This is a genomic window from Litchfieldia alkalitelluris, from assembly GCF_002019645.1.
In the GTDB taxonomy this organism is placed as follows: Bacteria; Bacillota; Bacilli; order Bacillales; family Bacillaceae_L; genus Litchfieldia; species Litchfieldia alkalitelluris.
On the sequence record NZ_KV917374.1, the window covers coordinates 2,114,475 to 2,133,225 of the forward strand.

Annotated in this window: 16 protein-coding genes; 13 read left to right on the plus strand and 3 right to left on the minus strand. The window is 37.3% G+C overall.

Going from position 1 to position 18,751, the window contains the following annotated elements; genetic code table 11:
* Positions 1–372: 372 nt before the first annotated feature.
* Positions 373–681 (minus strand): PepSY domain-containing protein, encoded by a 309-nt coding sequence (locus BK579_RS09665; protein ID WP_078545020.1) that lies wholly within the window; start codon positions 679–681, stop codon positions 373–375.
* 146 nt (positions 682–827) lie between these two features.
* On the opposite strand from BK579_RS09665, the gene BK579_RS09670 reads away from it, so the two are divergent.
* Together BK579_RS09670 and BK579_RS09675 are read left to right on the plus strand one after the other, a co-directional pair.
* Positions 828–1,901, plus strand: a complete 1,074-nt coding sequence (locus BK579_RS09670) for a M42 family metallopeptidase (RefSeq protein ID WP_078545022.1) — start codon at positions 828–830, stop codon at positions 1,899–1,901.
* Between the two features lie 949 nt (positions 1,902–2,850).
* Entirely contained in the window at positions 2,851–3,360 is a 510-nt protein-coding gene (locus BK579_RS09675) for a DUF84 family protein (protein ID WP_078545024.1), read from the plus strand.
* 331 nt (positions 3,361–3,691) lie between these two features.
* On the opposite strand, the gene BK579_RS09680 is transcribed toward BK579_RS09675, so the two are convergent.
* Positions 3,692–4,132: a YtoQ family protein gene (locus BK579_RS09680; protein WP_078545026.1), complete on the minus strand. Its 441-nt coding sequence runs from the start codon at positions 4,130–4,132 to the stop codon at positions 3,692–3,694.
* A gap of 176 nt (positions 4,133–4,308) precedes the next feature.
* Between BK579_RS09680 and BK579_RS09685 the strand changes: the two genes are divergently transcribed.
* The 7 genes from BK579_RS09685 to murC all read left to right on the plus strand — a co-directional run bounded on the left by BK579_RS09685 (position 4,309) and on the right by murC (position 13,129).
* Positions 4,309–4,812 (plus strand): hypothetical protein, encoded by a 504-nt coding sequence (locus BK579_RS09685; RefSeq protein ID WP_078545028.1) that lies wholly within the window; start codon positions 4,309–4,311, stop codon positions 4,810–4,812.
* 239 nt (positions 4,813–5,051) lie between these two features.
* Positions 5,052–6,083 (plus strand): PTS sugar transporter subunit IIC, encoded by a 1,032-nt coding sequence (locus BK579_RS09690; protein ID WP_078545030.1) that lies wholly within the window; start codon positions 5,052–5,054, stop codon positions 6,081–6,083.
* A gap of 2 nt (positions 6,084–6,085) precedes the next feature.
* Positions 6,086–6,397: a thioredoxin family protein gene (locus tag BK579_RS09695; protein WP_078545032.1), complete on the plus strand. Its 312-nt coding sequence runs from the start codon at positions 6,086–6,088 to the stop codon at positions 6,395–6,397.
* 51 nt (positions 6,398–6,448) lie between these two features.
* Positions 6,449–7,252 (plus strand): DUF1444 domain-containing protein, encoded by an 804-nt coding sequence (locus tag BK579_RS09700; RefSeq protein ID WP_078550504.1) that lies wholly within the window; start codon positions 6,449–6,451, stop codon positions 7,250–7,252.
* A 251-nt stretch (positions 7,253–7,503) separates the two neighbouring features.
* Positions 7,504–10,011, plus strand: a complete 2,508-nt coding sequence (locus BK579_RS09705) for a DNA translocase FtsK (RefSeq protein ID WP_078545034.1) — start codon at positions 7,504–7,506, stop codon at positions 10,009–10,011.
* A 161-nt stretch (positions 10,012–10,172) separates the two neighbouring features.
* The gene (locus BK579_RS09710) at positions 10,173–11,276 is read left to right on the plus strand and encodes a nicotinate phosphoribosyltransferase (RefSeq protein ID WP_078545036.1); all 1,104 of its coding nucleotides are present in this window, start codon (positions 10,173–10,175) and stop codon (positions 11,274–11,276) included.
* A gap of 554 nt (positions 11,277–11,830) precedes the next feature.
* The gene (murC, locus tag BK579_RS09715) at positions 11,831–13,129 is read left to right on the plus strand and encodes a UDP-N-acetylmuramate--L-alanine ligase (protein WP_078545038.1); all 1,299 of its coding nucleotides are present in this window, start codon (positions 11,831–11,833) and stop codon (positions 13,127–13,129) included.
* A gap of 111 nt (positions 13,130–13,240) precedes the next feature.
* Here murC and BK579_RS09720 read toward each other — a convergent pair whose 3' ends face one another.
* Positions 13,241–14,356: an aminopeptidase gene (locus BK579_RS09720; RefSeq protein ID WP_078545040.1), complete on the minus strand. Its 1,116-nt coding sequence runs from the start codon at positions 14,354–14,356 to the stop codon at positions 13,241–13,243.
* 627 nt (positions 14,357–14,983) lie between these two features.
* Here BK579_RS09720 and BK579_RS09725 point away from each other — a divergent pair.
* The 4 genes from BK579_RS09725 to BK579_RS09745 all read left to right on the plus strand — a co-directional run bounded on the left by BK579_RS09725 (position 14,984) and on the right by BK579_RS09745 (position 18,302).
* The gene (locus tag BK579_RS09725) at positions 14,984–15,442 is read left to right on the plus strand and encodes a DUF948 domain-containing protein (protein ID WP_078545042.1); all 459 of its coding nucleotides are present in this window, start codon (positions 14,984–14,986) and stop codon (positions 15,440–15,442) included.
* A 33-nt stretch (positions 15,443–15,475) separates the two neighbouring features.
* Positions 15,476–15,928, plus strand: a complete 453-nt coding sequence (locus tag BK579_RS09730) for a YtxH domain-containing protein (protein ID WP_078545044.1) — start codon at positions 15,476–15,478, stop codon at positions 15,926–15,928.
* 77 nt (positions 15,929–16,005) lie between these two features.
* Complete coding sequence (gene ytxJ, locus BK579_RS09735) at positions 16,006–16,329, plus strand: bacillithiol system redox-active protein YtxJ (RefSeq protein WP_078545046.1); 324 nt, start codon at positions 16,006–16,008, stop codon at positions 16,327–16,329.
* 896 nt (positions 16,330–17,225) lie between these two features.
* Complete coding sequence (locus BK579_RS09745) at positions 17,226–18,302, plus strand: bifunctional 3-deoxy-7-phosphoheptulonate synthase/chorismate mutase (protein WP_078545050.1); 1,077 nt, start codon at positions 17,226–17,228, stop codon at positions 18,300–18,302.
* The last annotated feature ends 449 nt before the right edge of the window (positions 18,303–18,751 follow it).

The following is an 18,751-nucleotide window of genomic DNA, read 5'->3' on the forward strand; positions in this document are numbered from 1 at the left end:
GAGCGACCAAAGCTACTTAATAAGGGGATATTTTCCCTTTAAACCGCAAAATATAGCTTGATTAGGGGTAATAAGGGGAAGTTTTCCCTTTATGCAAAGCACAATCACCCCATTTACATGTTTTTAAAGTAAATAGCGGGAAATTTCACCTCTATGTTAACTATTTTCAGTCACATTTTCCTAATAAGGGAAGTTTCTCCCCTTATTTTATCAGTCCATACTGCTGATTCCTTCATCTGAGTTCGAGGGTTTCCGCTTTATGGCCGGATGGGACCCTGAATAGTAAAAAGCTCGGTAAGTTCCGAGCTTTTTACTATTTCAGGTGCTATTAGGGTTACCGGTGCATTTTCCTTGACGGTACCCGTTATTGAATTAAAGACGGTTTATATCAATAATAGTACCAGTTGTTGCATCAACAATAAACTCAAATTGCTCAAGCTGATCCTCTAATTCACGTGAAATTCCGCCTTTATAAACCTTGTAGGTTAGTTCGTTTTTTCTATAGTCCTCCGGTACCATATGTATCCAGGAACCAGTAACAGGCCCAATTTCCTTGAACGCATTTTTCGCATTTTTTAGTGCGTTTTCTGCAGTAACGCCTTTATTTGAAACCGTTTGGTTGACTAAATAACCGCTTGCAAAGCCGATACTAACACCAAGAAGAAACTTTCGCCAATTCATTTACACTCCCCCTTTAGTCAAAAGTTTTATCTTTTATATAGTATACTAAATTTAATGACTGTATGTTAAGGAGTGGAAAGAGGATAAAAATTTCGATATACTAAATAAATAATACATATAATATGGTTTTGCAAAGGAGAGAGAAGATGAATAAAGATACATTAGAGCTTTTTAAAACATTAACTGAATTACCAGGTGTACCAGGAAATGAGCATCAAGTGAGAAGTTTTATGAGAAGTCAACTTCAACAATATTCTGATGAGGTCATTCAAGATGGTCTTGGCAGTATCTTTGGAGTAAAACGAGGAGACGAAAACGGCCCAACTGTTATGGTAGCTGGGCATATGGACGAGGTTGGGTTCATGGTTACATCCATTACCGATCAAGGGCTAATCCGTTTTCAAACATTAGGAGGCTGGTGGAGTCAAGTATTACTAGCTCAAAGAGTTCAGATTATTACTGATAATGGTCCTATTATTGGTGTAATAAGCTCTATTCCACCACATTTACTTGAAGATGCCCAAAGAAACAAACCGATGGAAATCAAGAATATGATGATTGATATTGGTGCAGATGACCGTGAAGATGTGAAACGTATTGGTATCAAGCCAGGGCAGCAAATTGTTCCAGTGTGTCCATTTACTCCTATGGCGAATGAAAAGAAGATTCTCGCAAAAGCTTGGGATAATCGTTATGGCTGTGGCCTATCAATTGAACTGTTAAAAGAGTTAAAAGATGAAAAGACTCCAAATATCCTTTATTCGGGTGCGACGGTTCAAGAAGAAGTGGGTCTTAGAGGTGCTCAAACAGCAGCAAATATGATTAAGCCTGATATCTTTTTTGCACTAGATGCAAGTCCAGCTAATGATATGACTGGTGACAAAAGTACCTTTGGGAAACTTGGCAAGGGTGCATTGCTTCGTATATTCGATCGTTCAATGGTTACACATCGTGGTATTCGTGAATTTATTTTAGATACAGCTGAATCTAATCAAATTCCATATCAATATTTCATTTCTCCAGGTGGTACTGATGCCGGTCGTGTTCATGTTTCAAATGAGGGTGTTCCTTCAGGTGTCATTGGGATCTGCTCACGCTATATCCACACAGCTGCTTCAATTGTCCACGTGGATGATTACGCAGCGGCAAAAGAGCTTCTTGTAAAACTTGTGAAGTCTTCCGACCGTGCTACAGTCGAATCGATTCGTAACAACAGCTAAGATTAGTTTTTTCAATAAATTTTATTAACAACCCATATGTTAGAGTAAGTTATATCAAACAAAAGTTGCCCAACAGATGCCAAAAGGCATACTCGAGGGCACTTTTTAATGAATATCAAATATAAAACTTTGCGGGCCGTACTTGAAGCTTGTACAAAGCTGTTCCTGGTTAAGACAACTTTAACGTTCCTGGAACCTGAAGCAGTCTGAAGTTGGGGAGGGGTCAGACAGCTTTTCCGTCCTAGCACCTAAAGTTGTCCCAAGGTGGCCTGAGTTCAGACAGCTTTTCCGTCTGAGCACCGAAAGCTGTCCGAAGTAGGTCTGGGTTCAGACAGCTTTAACGTCCAAGCACCGAAAGCTGTCCGAATGTGGACCGGGTTCAGACAGCTTTTCCGTCTGAGCACCGAAAGCTGTCCGAAGTTGGTCTAGGTTCAGACAGCTTTTCCGTCCGAGCACCGAAAGCTGTCCGAAGTTGGTCTAGGTTCAGACAGCTTTTCCGTCCGAGCGCGGAAAGCTGTCCGAAGTAGGTCTGGGTTCAGACAGTTTTTCCGCCCGAGCACGGAAAGCTGTCCGAAGTTGCCCCGGGTTCAGACAGCTTCAACGCCCGAGCGCGGAAAGCTGTCCGAAGTTGCCCCGGGTTCAGACAGCTTCAACGCCCGAGCACGGAAAGCTGTCCGAAGTTGCCCCGGGTTCAGACAGCTTCAACGCCCGAGCACGGAAAGCTGTCCGAAGTTGCCCCGGGTTCAGACAACTTTTCAGTCCGAGCGCGGAAAGCTGTCCGAAGTTGCCCACATTTCGTACAACATTCACAGCATGGCAGCTTCCAAAGCTTTCTGACTCTCAATACCCGTGTAGCATTTATATGGTAAAGAGAATGGTTCACAGGAATTGAACCCCTCCACACAGGATTTTATGGGTTATACTTTTTCTAAAGGAAGGAAAAACGACAATGAACATTTCAATTGGAACCAAAAACCCGACAAAAGTTAATGCTATTAAAAGTGCTTTTGCAGAAATAGGGACAAATTTTAATGCCTATGATGTTTCTTCAGGGGTGTCTCCACAACCCTTTTCAGACGAAGAAACCATTCAAGGTGCAATTAATCGGGCACACAACGCATTAGAGATGGGACAAACCGAAATTGGTATTGGACTTGAAGGTGGTGTCGTAGAAACTAAATTTGGCTTGTTCCTATGTAATTGGGGAGCCTTAATTGACGAAGCTAATTCACCGATTATAGCAGGAGGAGCACGAATTCTTCTTCCTCAAGAATTTACAGCCAAGCTTAAGTCAGGAATGGAACTGGCAGAAGTGATGGATGAGTTTACTTCTCAGCATGATATTCGAAAGAAAGAAGGAGCAATTGGAATATTTACAGATGGCCGTATTAACCGTACTGATATGTTTGCTCATGTTTCGACTTTGTTAATGGGGCAGTATATGTATAAGAAGAAGTAATCCCCACACTATGCTAATAATGAATAAAAAAATATTTGATCACTTCATTTAGACTTTCATGCTAGTCAATTTTTGCGTCATGAAATATGAAAAATGGCTTTTATAGTGTGGAATGAGCGGAGAGATACTTGATTCCTGGGGATCCGGTGCTCTCGTGAGGACCCCGCAGGAGCCCCTGGTGACGAGGAGGCTCCGCGGTATCCCGCAAGTGATTGCAGATTCATGGAACTCTCCAACCTTCGTTATTTTCAGGGGATAGAACACCTTACATTTAATCGAATAGAAAAAAACATTGAAGAACAACAAGTTGACCTCAGGTGCTTTTTTCTCCTTATTCAAATACGTATGATAATACGTGTACTGCTTGTTCTATTGTTTCAACAGTAACATTCGCTTTATTTGATAACTCCTTTAAAGGGTGATGTAATTTCTCAGGTCTTATGATAATAAGGGGTTTGTCTAAAGCTATAGCTGTGCTTGCATCCATTGCGGTGTTCCATTGCTTGTACTTTTCCCCAAATAAAGCAATAACAATGTCTGCCTTGTTAAGCAATACTTTTGTACGGAAGTTATTCATATCAGAGGCTGCCGAATCTTTAAATATGGGATTGGGCATAGTCCCTAGAATTTCTTCACCGATGTTATCAGAGCGGTCATGATCCTCCATAGGCCCAACAAATGTTACGGGCAGGGATAAATTATTTGAAAGTACCTTTACTTCCTCACGCCAGTTTGAATGAATTTCTCCAGCTAGATAAATAGTTAGATTCATAAACATCCTCCTTTTTCTATAATCCAATTGTACCATTCCTATCCATAATTTTCATAAATTCTGTATTTCTTGTGAAAATCTTAGTAAACGCTTGCCAAATCAGAATTATTACGGTTATTATTAATATAGCTTTGTTGCAAAAAACGTCGTAAATCGACAGGGGAGTAAGTGAGAATATGGTGAAAAAAGGTATTATTACCTATCTTTTATTTTTAGTACTATTGTCAGGGTGCTCTTCTTCTGTTGAAGATGTTGTCAAAGACACTCAAACTGTAACTGAACAAACCTTTCAAGCTGATCCAATAAAACCGAATCAAACTGAGGACATATTTGCATTTTATTTACCAGAAGAGATGACGGTTGAGAGTGCAGAAGACAATAATGTGATCTTACAAAAAAAAGAACAGCTTTATATTTTGTTTGTTAATCCTAATGAAGATCAAAGCAGTGATGTTCTATATCAATCAACAATTGAGGCCACTGAACAGGATATTATACTAAATGAAACATATACAGACGATAGTCGTTTCGGTTATATTAAGGTAGAAGAAGTAGAAGACAACAGCTATCAATTATCAGTAGGTATTGGTGGAGTAAAGCTAACAACTGTTACTGATTTAAAGAATGTAAAAGGTGACGCTGAACAGATGATGCAAATCGTTTCGTCAGTTAGCTACTAAATAAATATATAGCGCAACCGAGAATATTCACTAATTGATTAGTACGTGATATCGGGATGCGCTTTTTTAGTACAAAAAAAAATCAAGTACATAAAACAAGCTTTTTTTATAATTTCCCATTATTATATAGTTGATTGTCTATAATAAATGATAATAGATAAGGCTGTTTATAAAACATCTACATAAATGTAAGTAGAGAAATAGAGCCTTACATAAAGTTGCTGAAAGTAGGGATTACTTTGCGTTCTTTTTTAAGTAGAAAAGGGATTACTTTATCCCCAAAGGTTTATTTTATCGAAGCTTTAAGTTTTATGGCATTAGGTCTATTTTCGTCCTTAATTATTGGTTTAATTATTAAAACCGTAGGAGAGCAGCTAAACAATATCTTTGGAACTGAAATGACGTTCTTAATTGATATGGGGAGCCTTGCAATGGGGTTGCTTGGCCCAGCAATTGGGGCTGCCGTTGCGTATGGTTTGAAAGCTCCTCCACTTGTTTTGTTTTCTGCGATTATTAGTGGAGCAGCTGGCGCTCAATTAGGAGGACCTGCAGGAAGCTATATTGCTGCTCTTATTTCAACAGAAATAGGTAAAGCGGTTAGTAAGGAAACAAAGGTTGACATTATTGTCACTCCTTTTGTTACCATTTTTGTTGGTTTTTTAACTGCTACGACAATTGGTCCATCTATCAACTTTGTCATGCAAAGTTTTGGAGAGCTAATTATGTGGTCTACTGAACAACGTCCTTTTGTAATGGGGATCCTTGTTGCTGTATTAATGGGATGGGCTCTAACAGCCCCTATTTCAAGTGCTGCGATTGCACTAATGTTAGATTTACACGGTATTGCAGCCGGAGCAGCGACAATCGGATGTGCCGCACAGATGATTGGCTTTGCTACTAGTAGTTATCGTGAAAATGGGATAGGCGGCTTTATTGCCCAAGGTGTTGGTACTTCAATGCTCCAAGTTGCAAACATAATTAAGAATCCATTAATTATCATCCCGCCAACTGTTGCGGGGATTATCCTAGCCCCGTTTAGTACAGTAGTCTTTGAACTGACGAATATTGCAGCTGGAGCTGGTATGGGGACAAGTGGATTTGTAGGGCAAATTATGACCTTCACCAGTAACGGCTTTTCGATGGATATTCTTTGGAAAGTCCTTTTGTTGCATATTATTGGCCCTGCAGTGATAAGTTTGTTATTATCCGAATGGATGAGGAAAAAAGGTTGGATTAAACTTGGCGATATGAAAATCGAAACTGGAGGGTGACAATGAAAACGCTAGAAAGTATTGATCAGTATAAAAAAATTATAAATGATGGTAGAGTAGTACTTATGTTTTCTGCAGACTGGTGTCCTGATTGTCGTGTTATTGAGCCAGTTTTACCGGAAATTGAAGAAAGCTTCTCTGACTATAGTTTTTATTATGTAGACCGAGATCAATTTATTGACCTATGTCAAGAACTCGATATTTTTGGAATACCTAGCTTCGTGGTATATTCCTTTGGAAATGAATTAGGCAGATTTGTTAGTAAAGACCGAAAAACAAAAGAAGAAATCGTTTCGTTTATAAATAGTTTATAGTTGAACATAAAAACGATTGTCTCCTATGTGTGAGGAGGAAAATCAATGAAAATGGATAGTAAAAAGATGCGTACTCTTCTTGAGGAACGTTTGAAAAGAGATCAATGGTCATTTTCGTTTGATCGAGAAAAGGATACGCTAAGAATTGAGGATAAAACAACAAATAAAGGCATGACTGTTTCACTTCCTGGAATCATTGCTAAATGGAATGTGGAGAAAGATGCTGCAGTCGATGAGATTGTTTATTATATTGAAGAATCCTTAACAGTCATGAATGCAGATTTAGAGTTAAGCGGGAAAGAGAAACAAATCTTTCCAGTCATTCGCTCAACTTCTTTTCCAACTCAATCGAATGAGGGGATCGAACTTATTTTTGATGAGCATACAGCTGAAACAAGAGTATACTATGCACTTGATTTAGGAACCACTTATCGATTAATTGACCAGAAGATTTTAGAAAAAGAGCAGTGGAATATTGACAGAATTAAAGAGATTGCTCGTTTTAATATAAGGTCGTTGGATTGTCATTTAAAAGAAGATCAGGTGGCTGGAAATACCTTTTATTTCTTAAATAGCAATGATGGTTATGATGCAAGCCGAATTTTAAATGAAAGCTTCCTGCAAAAAATGAGTCAAAGTATTCAAGGAGTCATGGCAGTTGCAGTTCCCCATCAAGATGTGTTAATTCTTGTTGATGTTCAAAATGATACCGGCTACGACATTTTAGCACAAATGACGATGAGTTTCTTTGCTAGTGGTAGAGTTCCGATTACTGCCCTTTCATTTATTTATGAAAATCAAAAGCTAGAGCCAATTTTTATTTTAGGTAAAAATAAACCAAGAAATAATCAGTAAAAAAGACTTAGGTAAAAAGTTGCTAATATAGTAATGCAGATCGTAAAAATTGACTTTGAAAAGGATTTTTCCCGTATGCCTTCCTGAGCTGGAGCTAATCTCCTAGGTTTGGCACATGTAAAGTGAATTTTCATAAACTGTGTTGCGATATATTAGTGACTTTTTTTCTTCATTTTCTAAAAAATATTGGTACAATACATGTAGAGGCTAAAAAGTAAGGCTTAGAAGACCAAATGAAAGAGTGATTTGAAATGAAGTGGATTAAAAAGATAAAGGGACTTTTTAGCGAGGAGGAAGTTGAAGAAGAGGTAGGTCGAGCTTCAGCTCCAACTCAAGATAAAATAGCACATAGGCATATTGATACCAAGGTTACTTACCAATATCCAAAAGGCCAATTCAAATTCCCAGTTATCCCAGATCAAAATGGTGACGCATCTGAAACACAACATGTAGAGCGAAGGAGCCGTTCGAAAAAAACGACCAATGAACCGGTTGACCTTACTCGTAGAACCAATCAAAGACCACAACAAAAAGATCAAGTTGAACCGAAAAACACTTCAAAAAAGAAACCATTTCGTCCAACTGAAATACCTTCAGCAGTTCATGGGTTTAAACCACCTACTGTGAAAAAGCCAGAAACATCAAATCAAGTGATTGAATTCGAATTACCTTCGAGAGAACCTATAAAATATATAAGAGAACCTGAAGAGCTAAACGTCGTTCAACAAGAAATTGCTGTATCGTTAGAAATAGAACCAATCTTAGTAGACGAAGTAGCTGATAAACCGCAGGATACAGTCGAGGAAACAGTTGATATTAGTGATTTATTACAAAAGCTTCAAATCGAAGAAGTGCCAGATATCGATGAAGCAAATCACAGAGTGGATGAACCTGAAGAAAATGAGAAACTTCTAAATAACGATAAAGCAGATGACTTTGTAGATGACACTCTATACGTAACGGAAGAAACTAGTTTACTAGGAACAGAAGAAGTGGATGCAAAGATAGAATTAACTCATGAGGACGTGTCACAATTAACTTACAATGATTTGAGTGAAAGCGAGAAACAAGTAAGCCCTGAATCCGAGAAGCTACATGAGCAAGCTGAGGATCCAGAAACCACTCACTCAAATCAATCTAGAAAAAGAAGTTCTGTTCCATTTAATGTACTTATGTTGAAGCAAGATCGAAAAAAATATGTGGAAAAACAGTCAACAACGATGCCTAGTCAGTCAAATGCACCTGTACCTGTACCTCAAAATAATAGTCATCAATCTATTAAGGTGGAAGAGGATAAGGGAAGTAAGGCGGAACATATTGATAATGAGAAAAATAACATCACATACAACTTTCCTCTGCTTAGTTACCTTAAGCAAGAATACGCAGGATATGAAGAAGATGAGCAATGGGTTGAAGAACAAAAACATCTCTTAGACCAAGCGTTAAGGAATTTTAAGGTTCGAGCAAAAGTTGTAAATGTGACCCAAGGTCCCGCCGTTACTAGGTTTGAGGTTTATCCAGAGCCAGGCGTGAAAGTAAATAAAATTACTAATCTATCTGATGATATTAAACTCAATCTATCTGCAAAAGAAATTCGGATTGAAGCACCTATACCTGGAAAGAATACAATCGGAATTGAGGTGCCTAACAAGGTAGCAAAGCCGGTGTTTCTGAATGAAATCGTAAATAGCCCTGAATTCAAAAATAGCACCTCTCCATTGACTGTTGCACTAGGTTTGGATATATCTGGAAAACCGATTGTAACTGATTTGAACAAAATGCCCCATGGTTTGATTGCTGGTGCAACTGGTTCGGGTAAAAGTGTTTGTATTAATACTATGCTTGTCAGCTTAATGTATAAAGCGGCCCCACACGAAGTAAAGCTATTATTAATTGATCCAAAAATGGTAGAATTAGCTCCATATAACCATATTCCACATCTAGTAAGTCCCGTCATTACGGATGTTAAGGCAGCTACAGCTGCGTTGAAATGGGCGGTAGAGGAAATGGAACGAAGATATGAGTTATTTGCTCATTCAGGTGTTCGAGATATTTCAAGGTATAATGAATTAGTAGACAAGCATCAAGAACAAAGTGGTAGATTACCTTATTTAGTCATTATTATTGATGAGCTGGCTGATTTAATGATGGTGGCACCAGGTGAGGTCGAGGAAGCCATTTGTCGAATTGCTCAAAAGGCCCGTGCTTGTGGAATTCATTTAATTCTTGCTACACAACGTCCTTCTGTTGATGTAATCACAGGATTAATCAAAGCAAATATCCCGACTAGAATAGCATTTTCAGTTTCTTCCCAAGTTGATTCTCGTACAATCATTGATTCAAGTGGTGCTGAAAAACTGTTAGGTAAGGGAGATATGTTGTTCTTGGAAAATGGCTCGTCAAAACCAAGAAGAATTCAGGGAAACTTTGTCTCTGATGACGAAATAGATTTAGTTGTATCACATGTAAAACAGGAGATAAAACCAACATATTTATTCGAACAAGACGAACTCATTAAGAAATCAAGTATAGGATCATTTGATGATGATGAGTTGTTTAGTGAAGCCTGTGAGTTTGTATTTGAACAGGGAGGAGCATCCACTTCAAGTGTTCAACGACGTTTTCGAATTGGTTATAACCGAGCTGCTCGTTTAATTGATATGATGGAAGAACAAGGAATCATCTCTGAGGCACGTGGAAGTAAACCAAGAGAAATTCTAATTAGTGAAGAAGAAATGAACAATCTTCAGGAAAACTAGATGTAAATAGCACATCGTGTTATTCTAAGTATTAAAATAAAGGCTCTTTTCTGCCTAAAACAAAGGTTTGTAATAATTGTTGTTTTAGAAAACAGCCCAAAGCAATCATAGAACATGCAGTGGGGGATTATTGCCCCCTTTAGAAAGGAAGCTTTTATAGAATGAAAGAAATCGAATTAAAGCTACAAGGAAAGATTGATCGATTAACAAATAAGACATTTAAGTTTGATGAACGGATTAAAGATGGATGGTTTTCAGCAGTTTACTTCTTAAAAACAAGAGAAATTGCTAAAGCATCCAAACAAGATAATATTGTCACAATGCAATTTTTTCAAAAAGAACATGCTGTACTATGTGGGACGGATGAAGTAATTGCATTGATCAAAGAATTCGCAGATGAACCTGAAGGTTTGGAAATCCATTCGTTAAAAGATGGAGATAAGGTTAGTCCATTTGAAACGGTTTTGACAATTACAGGCCCATATCAACACTTTGGCTATTTAGAAGGAATTATTGATGGGATTTTTTCAAGAAGAACTTCTGTTGCCACTAATGTTTATAATGTTGTGAAAGCTGCTAAGGTATCAGGTGAACAAAAGCCTGTTATTTTTATGGGTGACCGTGATGATCATTACACTCAACAAGCTGGAGACGGCTATGCAGCATTTATTGGAGGCTCTAGTGCACAAGCTACCCACGCAATGAGTGAATGGTGGGGAAAGAAAGGTATGGGCACCATGCCACATGCACTTATTCAATTATTTAACGGAGACATTGTTGAAGCAACAAAGGCATATCATGCAAGTTTTCCTGATGATGAGTTAATTGTTCTTGTTGATTATAATAATGACTGTATTGCCGATGCATTGAAGGTTGCTAGAGAATTTGGAGATAAGTTAAAGGCTGTGCGAGTAGATACATCAAGAACGATGATTGACCAGCACTTTATTCGTCAACCAGAGTTAATGGGTACTTTTGATCCAAGAGGTGTAAATACCAAGCTAATCTTTGCGTTAAGACAGGCTCTCGATAATGAGGGCTTCAATCACGTGAAAATTGTTGTTAGTGGTGGTTTTAATGAAAAAAGAATAAGTGAATTCGAACAACAAAATGCTCCGGTTGATTTATACGGTGTAGGAAGTAGCTTGTTGAAAATTAATATAGGATTCACTGGTGATAGTGTTTTGTTAAACGGAGAACCACAGGCAAAGGCAGGAAGGAAATACCGTCCAAATCCAAGACTTGAAAAAGTGGAAATAAAATAAAAATTTGGATATACAAATTGGATATAAGGGGAAACTACTGATAGATTATTTCTATCAGTTTTTTCATTTAGGTTGTTTTTCGTATACTTTGTTACATTTAAAATTCAGCAACTAGCCTTAATTTAATATGAAAGCACCAAATTGATCAAGTTGTTATATTAATTTAAGGACCATCGGCGACCTGGTCTACGTCAGTTCTTTTCTAATGCTCGTTATGAGATAAGCGGGCGGCCTTGTGGTTATCTTATTGTTGAAAAGAACGATTAAAAGACATGGTCATCATAATTGTTTAATGCTATAATGTTGAAATGCAGGTTAATTAGACTGTTGGACATGATACATAATTACGAAATGAAAAGACAACAGTAACATAAATACACAAACCGGCATCTTATGTTATGAGTTCAATTATTAAGGCTAATTTCTTATATTTTTCTGCTTGTAAATAATCGTGGATAAGCTTAGCAGAACAATGTTATAGAAAAGAGCCATTAGCAAAAATAGACGAATATCATACACTGTTTAAAGATAGACGATTGTTGGAGGTTCTCTATATGACAGTTTACCATTTTGTTGGCATTAAGGGCACTGGCATGAGTTCTTTAGCTCAAGTACTTCATGACATGAACCACGAAGTACAAGGATCAGATGTTGAAAAGCGCTTTTTTACTCAAAAACCATTGGAGGAACGAGGAATTCGTATTCTTCCATTTAGTAAGGACAATATTGAGGAAAATCAAATTGTCATTGCAGGTAATGCATATCCAGATACCCATGAGGAAATTGAAGAAGCTACGAGGCTAGGAGTACCAGTTGTCCGTTATCATCAATTCCTTGGAGAATTTATGCAAAAATACACCAGTGTTGGGGTTACAGGATCACATGGCAAAACTTCGACGACCGGACTTTTAGCACATGTGATGCAAGGTGCTGAACCAACTTCATATTTAATCGGAGACGGATCAGGTAAGGGTGCGGAAAATAACAAATACTTTGTGTTTGAAGCTTGTGAGTACAGACGACACTTCTTAAGTTATTATCCGGATTATGCCATTATGACAAACATTGATTTTGATCACCCTGATTATTTCACTAATGTTCAAGATGTGTTCAGTGCGTTTCAGGAAATGGCATTACAAGTTAAAAAAGGGATCATTGCTTGCGGAGATGATGAGCATCTTCAAAGTATTCATGCTAATGTGCCTGTTGTTTTCTACGGCTTTAATGAAGATAATGATTTTCAAGCTAGAAATATTAATAAAACAACAGAAGGTTCCACATTTGATGTATTTGTTCGTAATACCTTTTATGCATCGTTCACGATTAGAGGATATGGCGATCATAATGTGCTGAATGCATTAGCTGTCATTGCATTATGTCAATACGAAAATATTGATGTTGAAATTATCCAAGAAGGTTTGAATACCTTCCAAGGAGTTAAGAGAAGATTCTCAGAAAAAATAATAGGGGATCAAATCTTAATTGATGACTATGCACATCACCCAACTGAAATCAATGCAACCATTGAAGCAGCGAGGCAAAAATATCCTGACCGTGAGATAGTTGCTGTATTTCAGCCACATACATTCACAAGAACTCAAACGTTCTTAGCTGAATTTGCGTCAAGCTTAAGTAATGCAGATAAAGTGTATCTTTGTGATATCTTTGGATCAGCGAGAGAAAATCACGGAAAGCTATCTATTCAAGATTTAATCAATAAGATTGGAAACGCATCATTGATTGATGAATCAGATACGAGTGTGCTTAAACAGCATGAACGAAGTGTAATTATTTTCATGGGCGCTGGTGATATTCAAAAGTTCCAAGATGCTTATGAAAGTGTTGTTGTATAATTCAAAGACAACACAAGGTGATAATTTAATATGCAAAAAAAGAGGATTACACCGTTTTTGATGTAATCCTCTTTTATTTAGGTCTTTTCTAAAAAGTAGCCTTATTTGTGTTTATTTTAGGTTGTCAGGGTTTAACTGCTCAAGTTCGCTTATAACAAATCTTCCATCCTTACGAATTAACACACCGTCAAAATACATTTCTCCTCCGCCATATTCAGCACGTTGAATATTAACCATATCCCAATGAATATTTGAAGAGTTACCGTTGAATGCATCGTCATAGCATTGACCTGGCGTGAAGTGGAAGCTCCCATCAATTTTTTCATCAAATAAAATATCCTGCATTGGATGTTGAATAAATGGATTTACTCCAATCGCAAATTCACCAATGTATCTTGCACCTTCATCAGTATCGAATATTTTATTGATTCTATCACTATCATTTGAGGTTGCTTCAACAATTTTTCCATCCTTAAACGTAAGCTTTACATTTTCAAAGGTAAAACCTTGATATGGTGAAGGCGTGTTGTATGTAATGGTACCATTAACTGAATCACGAACAGGAGCTGTGTATACCTCACCATCAGGTATGTTCATTTGTCCTGCACATTTAACGGCAGGGATGTCTTTGATTGAAAAAGTTAAGTCTGTTCCCGGCCCAGTAATTCGAACTTTATCTGTTCTGTTCATTAAGTTAACAAGGGAATCCATTGCGTCGTTCATCTTTCCATAATCAAGATTACAAACATTAAAATAAAAATCTTCAAATCCTTCTGTACTCATTTTCGCAAGCTGAGCCATTGAAGAAGTTGGATAACGCAATACGACCCATTTGGTTTTAGGAACCCGAATTTCTCTATGCACCTTTTTCCCGATTGTATTTCCTGAAATTTTCATTTTGTCGTCAGGAACATCAGCAAGCTCATTAATGTTGTCGCCAGAACGCAAACCAATATATGCATCCATTTGACCCATCACATTTGCTTCAAAATCAGCAATCATATTAAACTGCTCTTCCTGAGCTCCAAGTAACAATGCACGGTCAACTTGATGGTCTTTTAAAGAGACAAATGGATACCCGCCAGCCTTATACGCCTCGCTAACAAGGGCAGTAACTAGCTCTCTTTGTAATCCGAAGTTTTCAATTAAAACTTTTTCACCTTTTTGAAGACGTACAGAATAATTTATTAAGTTTTTTGCTAAAGTTTCAATGCGAATATCTTTCATAAGATCCTCCATCATGTTATTTATAATATGTACTACATTATTGTAACCCAAAAGATAATGATTGTTTAATAATAAATCCTAATCATGATAAAAAGAAACATAGAAGGACTTCTTTCACCTATGTCGAAAGTTAATTAATATGTGGAAAAGGGTTTCTGGGATATTTTGTATGAGATTTTCTAGGTAAACAGTCAGTTATCCTGTTTATAACCTAGGTAGTTTCATGCGCTGCGCTCCACTCGCGGGGCGGGTCCGTTAGCCTCCTCGTCGCTTTTGGATCCTGCGGGGTCTCACGAGGACGCTAGATCCCGCAGGAGTCAAGTGGCTCTCCGCCCATGCTACACTTAGGTTGTACACTATTTCAATTGCAAATCAAATAGCATTGGGGTCTCCCTGAAAATACCTCGGTTTGTAAATTTCACGTTACCGATCCACTCTATCAATGTACTAAGTAAGAAAAAACCTTTTTGAACCCTTGGTAAAAATTTAATGATTTATATTAAAACTTGTAAGAGATTGCAAAGTTTCCCGAACTTCACGGTTCAAATAAAAAAATTAACACCAAAATGTTTATATTTCTTTTATATGGGTAAAGAATTAGTGTAACATTTGGGAGGGGGTGTAAAAATGATATTAATTGTATACATAAGTGTAGCTATTATTGCAATTTCATTTTTAGTATTGGTTATCTATTTATCAAAAACATTAAAGTCTCTTCAACTAACCTTAAATAATGTCGCTAGTACATTATCAGGATTAGAAAAGCAAATGGAAGGAATTACTGAAGAAACTACTGTACTATTGCAAAAAACAAATACACTAGCGGATGACTTACAACAGAAGTCTCAGAGCTTAAACACTGTCGTTGACGCAGTAAAAGATGTTGGTACGTCAATTCAAAAATTTAATGGTTCAATCCAAAATGTTTCAGATTCAGTTACATATCAGCTTCATAAAAATCAAGACAAGGTATCTCAAGTTGTTCAATGGAGTAATGTCGTAATAGATATATGGGATATGTGGAAAGCTAAGAAGGTTACTCAGACGACAAAAGAAAACATAAAAGACAAGGAACCATTAATATAATATAACTTAACTATTTTAAAGGGGATGAAATTTATGAGTAAAGATGGAATGAGTGGCAAGGACTTTATCATTGGAACTATCATCGGAGGGGTTGTCGGTGCAGCAACAGCTTTATTTTTGGCCCCGAAATCCGGTAAGGAACTTAGGGAAGATTTTAATGATCAAGCATCAGTTGTAAAAGAAAAAACAGAGAGTCTAAAGAATACGGTCGTTGATCGTGGTTCAAAGCTTGCGGATAATGCAAAAGAAAAAACAGCTCATCTTACCGAAGCAGTAACAGATCAATCGAATCAGTTGTTAAACAAGGTCAAAGAGTATAGTAATAAAACAGTAGAGCAAGGTAAGGAAGTACTTGAAAATGTAAATGAAACAGCAAAAGAAAAGGCTGAGGAAGTACTATCTACTGCAAATGATCAAACTGAAGAAGTTCAAAGAAGATTAGCAGAAACTCAACAAGCACTATCTGATGCTGAAAATAAACTATAAAAAGTATATTAGTTGTAAATAAAAGTGGTGGAGTGATAAAATTACTTCACCACTTTTAATGTGAGGGAGCGAAAGATATGAAAAAAATAGAAACAATCGAGGAATTTAATGAGCTACTACAAGAAAATCACAAGTTTTTATTTGTGAAACATAGTACAACCTGCCCAGTCAGTCAGGCAGCTTTTGATGAATTTGAAACCTTTATCCAAGGACATACCGATGTAGCAGCGTATTATTTATTTGTTCAAGAGGCAAGACCATTATCAAACTATATCGCTGAAGAGTTTGAAATTAAACATGAGTCACCTCAAGCTCTATTATTTGAAAATCAATCAGTAAAGTGGAATGCATCACATTGGAAGATTACAAAATCATCTTTAAATAATGCAGTTCTTGCATAAAAAAACTTTTAAACAATAGTGAAATGTATATTCTTGTGTTGGTAGACGTCCATGCGAATAAGAATTTGCACCATGGCGTATGAAAATAGTGCATTCACCTAGTGTGGAATGAGCGGAGAGCCACCTGACTCCTGCGGGATCTAGCGGTCTCGTGAGACCCCGCGCAGTCGCCCAAAAAGCGACGAGGAGGCTCACGGACCGCCCCGCGGAAAGCAGGTGGATCGCAGCTCATGGAACTCCGCTAACTAAGTTATTTTCAGGGTAGACATCTATGCTAATTAAAATTAGCACCATGGAGTATGAAAAAATGTTTCCTCCTCAGTGTGGAATGAGCGGAGAGCCACTTGACTCCTGCGGGATCCAGTGGTCTCGTGAGACCCCGCAGGAGCCCGCCCCTGGCGACGAGGAGGCTCACGGACCACCCCGCGGAAAGCAAGTGGATCGCAGCTCATGGAACTACACAACCTAAGTTATTTTCAGGGTAGACACTTAGTTCAATAATATAAGACTCGTGAACTCTCTTGTGTATAACTCCCTCGCTAAAACTAAAAACATAACAATTACTTTGATTATAAAGAAAAATAAAGCCATTTGGCTTTATTTTTTTTCAACAAAGTAAAGGGTAAGAACGAACACATCAGTACTAAACTTAATATGATATAATGTTGTGACCATTTTTCCTTATAATGCGCCTTGCTTACATACCTATTTTCAGGTACTATTCATAATAGACTAACATTTAAAATGATTTTGAATATAATAATAACACTTTACCGCTTAAAAGCGTTTAAATGTTAAAGTTTTTAGTGACAACCCAAAAGATATCGTTTATAATTAGCCTAAATTCAAGAAAATAAAAGTGTATATAGCTTTATAGAAGAGAGAGGATGAGAGAGATGAGTAATTTAGAATTAGATAAACTTCGTGACCGAGTGGATGAAATCAACTTAAAATTATTGGACTTAATTAGTGAGCGTGCAGAACTAGTTCAAGAGATTGGAAAAGCAAAAGAAGCACAAGGTGTAAATCGTTATGATCCAGTTCGAGAACGACATATGTTAAACCATATAAATGAACATAATAAAGGACCATTTGAGACATCTACATTACAACATATTTTCAAAGAAATCTTTAAAGCTGGTTTAGAGCTTCAAAAGGACGATCATCGCAAAGCTCTATTGGTTTCTAGAAAGAAAAAGCCTGAAGACACAATTGTGGATGTTAAGGGTGAAAAAATCGGAGACGGCAGCCAATATTTTGTTGTTGGTCCATGTGCGGTTGAAAGTTATGAACAGGTTGCGGCTGTTGCTGCAGTTGCGAAGGCACAAGGATTAAAGTTACTTCGTGGTGGTGCATATAAGCCAAGAACTTCACCATATGACTTCCAAGGACTTGGTTTAGAAGGCTTGAAGATACTTAAGCGTGTTGCAGACGAATATGATATGGCTACAATAAGTGAGATTGTTAACCCAGCAGATATCGAAAAAGCTATTGATTATATCGATGTGATTCAAATTGGTGCACGTAATATGCAGAACTTTGACCTTCTAAAAGCAGCTGGTCAAGTTAATAAGCCAGTCTTATTAAAAAGAGGCTTAGCTGCAACACTTGATGAGTTTATTAACGCAGCAGAATATATTATCTCGCAAGGAAATGGACAAATTATCCTATGTGAGCGTGGGATTAGAACATATGAGAAGGCTACGAGAAACACGTTAGACATTTCGGCAGTTCCAATTCTAAAACAAGAAACACATTTGCCAGTAATGGTTGATGTGACTCATTCAACAGGAAGAAGAGATTTATTAATTCCATGTGCAAAAGCGGCTCTAGCAATTGGAGCAGACGGAGTGATGGCGGAGGTTCACCCAGATCCTGCAGTTGCTCTCTCAGATTCAGCACAGCAAATGGATTTTGACCAATTTAACCATTATATTACTGAATTGAAGAAATTAGCTGCTGTTAAAGCATAACAGGAAAAGAACTGACACTTTTGTCAGTTCTTTTTTATATGGTTTAAAATGGGGGAACATAAAAACCTAAATCATGTCGCCTTTTCTACTAACAGTTAAAATTGATTACCACTATATCGTTTTATATCTTTCAAATAGGGGGGCTAATGTATTATTTTAAGTCCCAACTCGTTGGAAACACGCAAGCAAGAGATGGTACTAGGACTTTGAATTTGACATATATTTGCTTGTTTTTATTTATTTAGACAAGCTAAATTATTTTTCGGGAAATAAAGCGCTTACGACTTAAAATAACCAAATATATTGAACTTTTTTCACAAAATGTATGCAAAGAGATTGCAGTAGGCGTTATTGTATCGTATGATTACTAACATAAAGTATGAAAATTTGACATATGTTTTTCAAAAACAAACTTAGCATCAAGTAATGAATATGACTATATAAACTCA

Coding starts and splice junctions, on each gene's coding strand:
- BK579_RS09665 (WP_078545020.1), bottom strand. CDS start 681: ATGAATTGGCGAAAGTTTCTTCTTGGTGTTAGTATCGGCTTTGCAAGC.
- BK579_RS09670 (WP_078545022.1), top strand. CDS start 828: ATGAATAAAGATACATTAGAGCTTTTTAAAACATTAACTGAATTACCA.
- BK579_RS09675 (WP_078545024.1), top strand. CDS start 2,851: ATGAACATTTCAATTGGAACCAAAAACCCGACAAAAGTTAATGCTATT.
- BK579_RS09680 (WP_078545026.1), bottom strand. CDS start 4,132: ATGAATCTAACTATTTATCTAGCTGGAGAAATTCATTCAAACTGGCGT.
- BK579_RS09685 (WP_078545028.1), top strand. CDS start 4,309: ATGGTGAAAAAAGGTATTATTACCTATCTTTTATTTTTAGTACTATTG.
- BK579_RS09695 (WP_078545032.1), top strand. CDS start 6,086: ATGAAAACGCTAGAAAGTATTGATCAGTATAAAAAAATTATAAATGAT.
- BK579_RS09700 (WP_078550504.1), top strand. CDS start 6,449: ATGGATAGTAAAAAGATGCGTACTCTTCTTGAGGAACGTTTGAAAAGA.
- BK579_RS09705 (WP_078545034.1), top strand. CDS start 7,504: ATGAAGTGGATTAAAAAGATAAAGGGACTTTTTAGCGAGGAGGAAGTT.
- BK579_RS09710 (WP_078545036.1), top strand. CDS start 10,173: ATGAAAGAAATCGAATTAAAGCTACAAGGAAAGATTGATCGATTAACA.
- murC (WP_078545038.1), top strand. CDS start 11,831: ATGACAGTTTACCATTTTGTTGGCATTAAGGGCACTGGCATGAGTTCT.
- BK579_RS09720 (WP_078545040.1), bottom strand. CDS start 14,356: ATGAAAGATATTCGCATTGAAACTTTAGCAAAAAACTTAATAAATTAT.
- BK579_RS09725 (WP_078545042.1), top strand. CDS start 14,984: ATGATATTAATTGTATACATAAGTGTAGCTATTATTGCAATTTCATTT.
- BK579_RS09730 (WP_078545044.1), top strand. CDS start 15,476: ATGAGTAAAGATGGAATGAGTGGCAAGGACTTTATCATTGGAACTATC.
- ytxJ (WP_078545046.1), top strand. CDS start 16,006: ATGAAAAAAATAGAAACAATCGAGGAATTTAATGAGCTACTACAAGAA.
- BK579_RS09745 (WP_078545050.1), top strand. CDS start 17,226: ATGAGTAATTTAGAATTAGATAAACTTCGTGACCGAGTGGATGAAATC.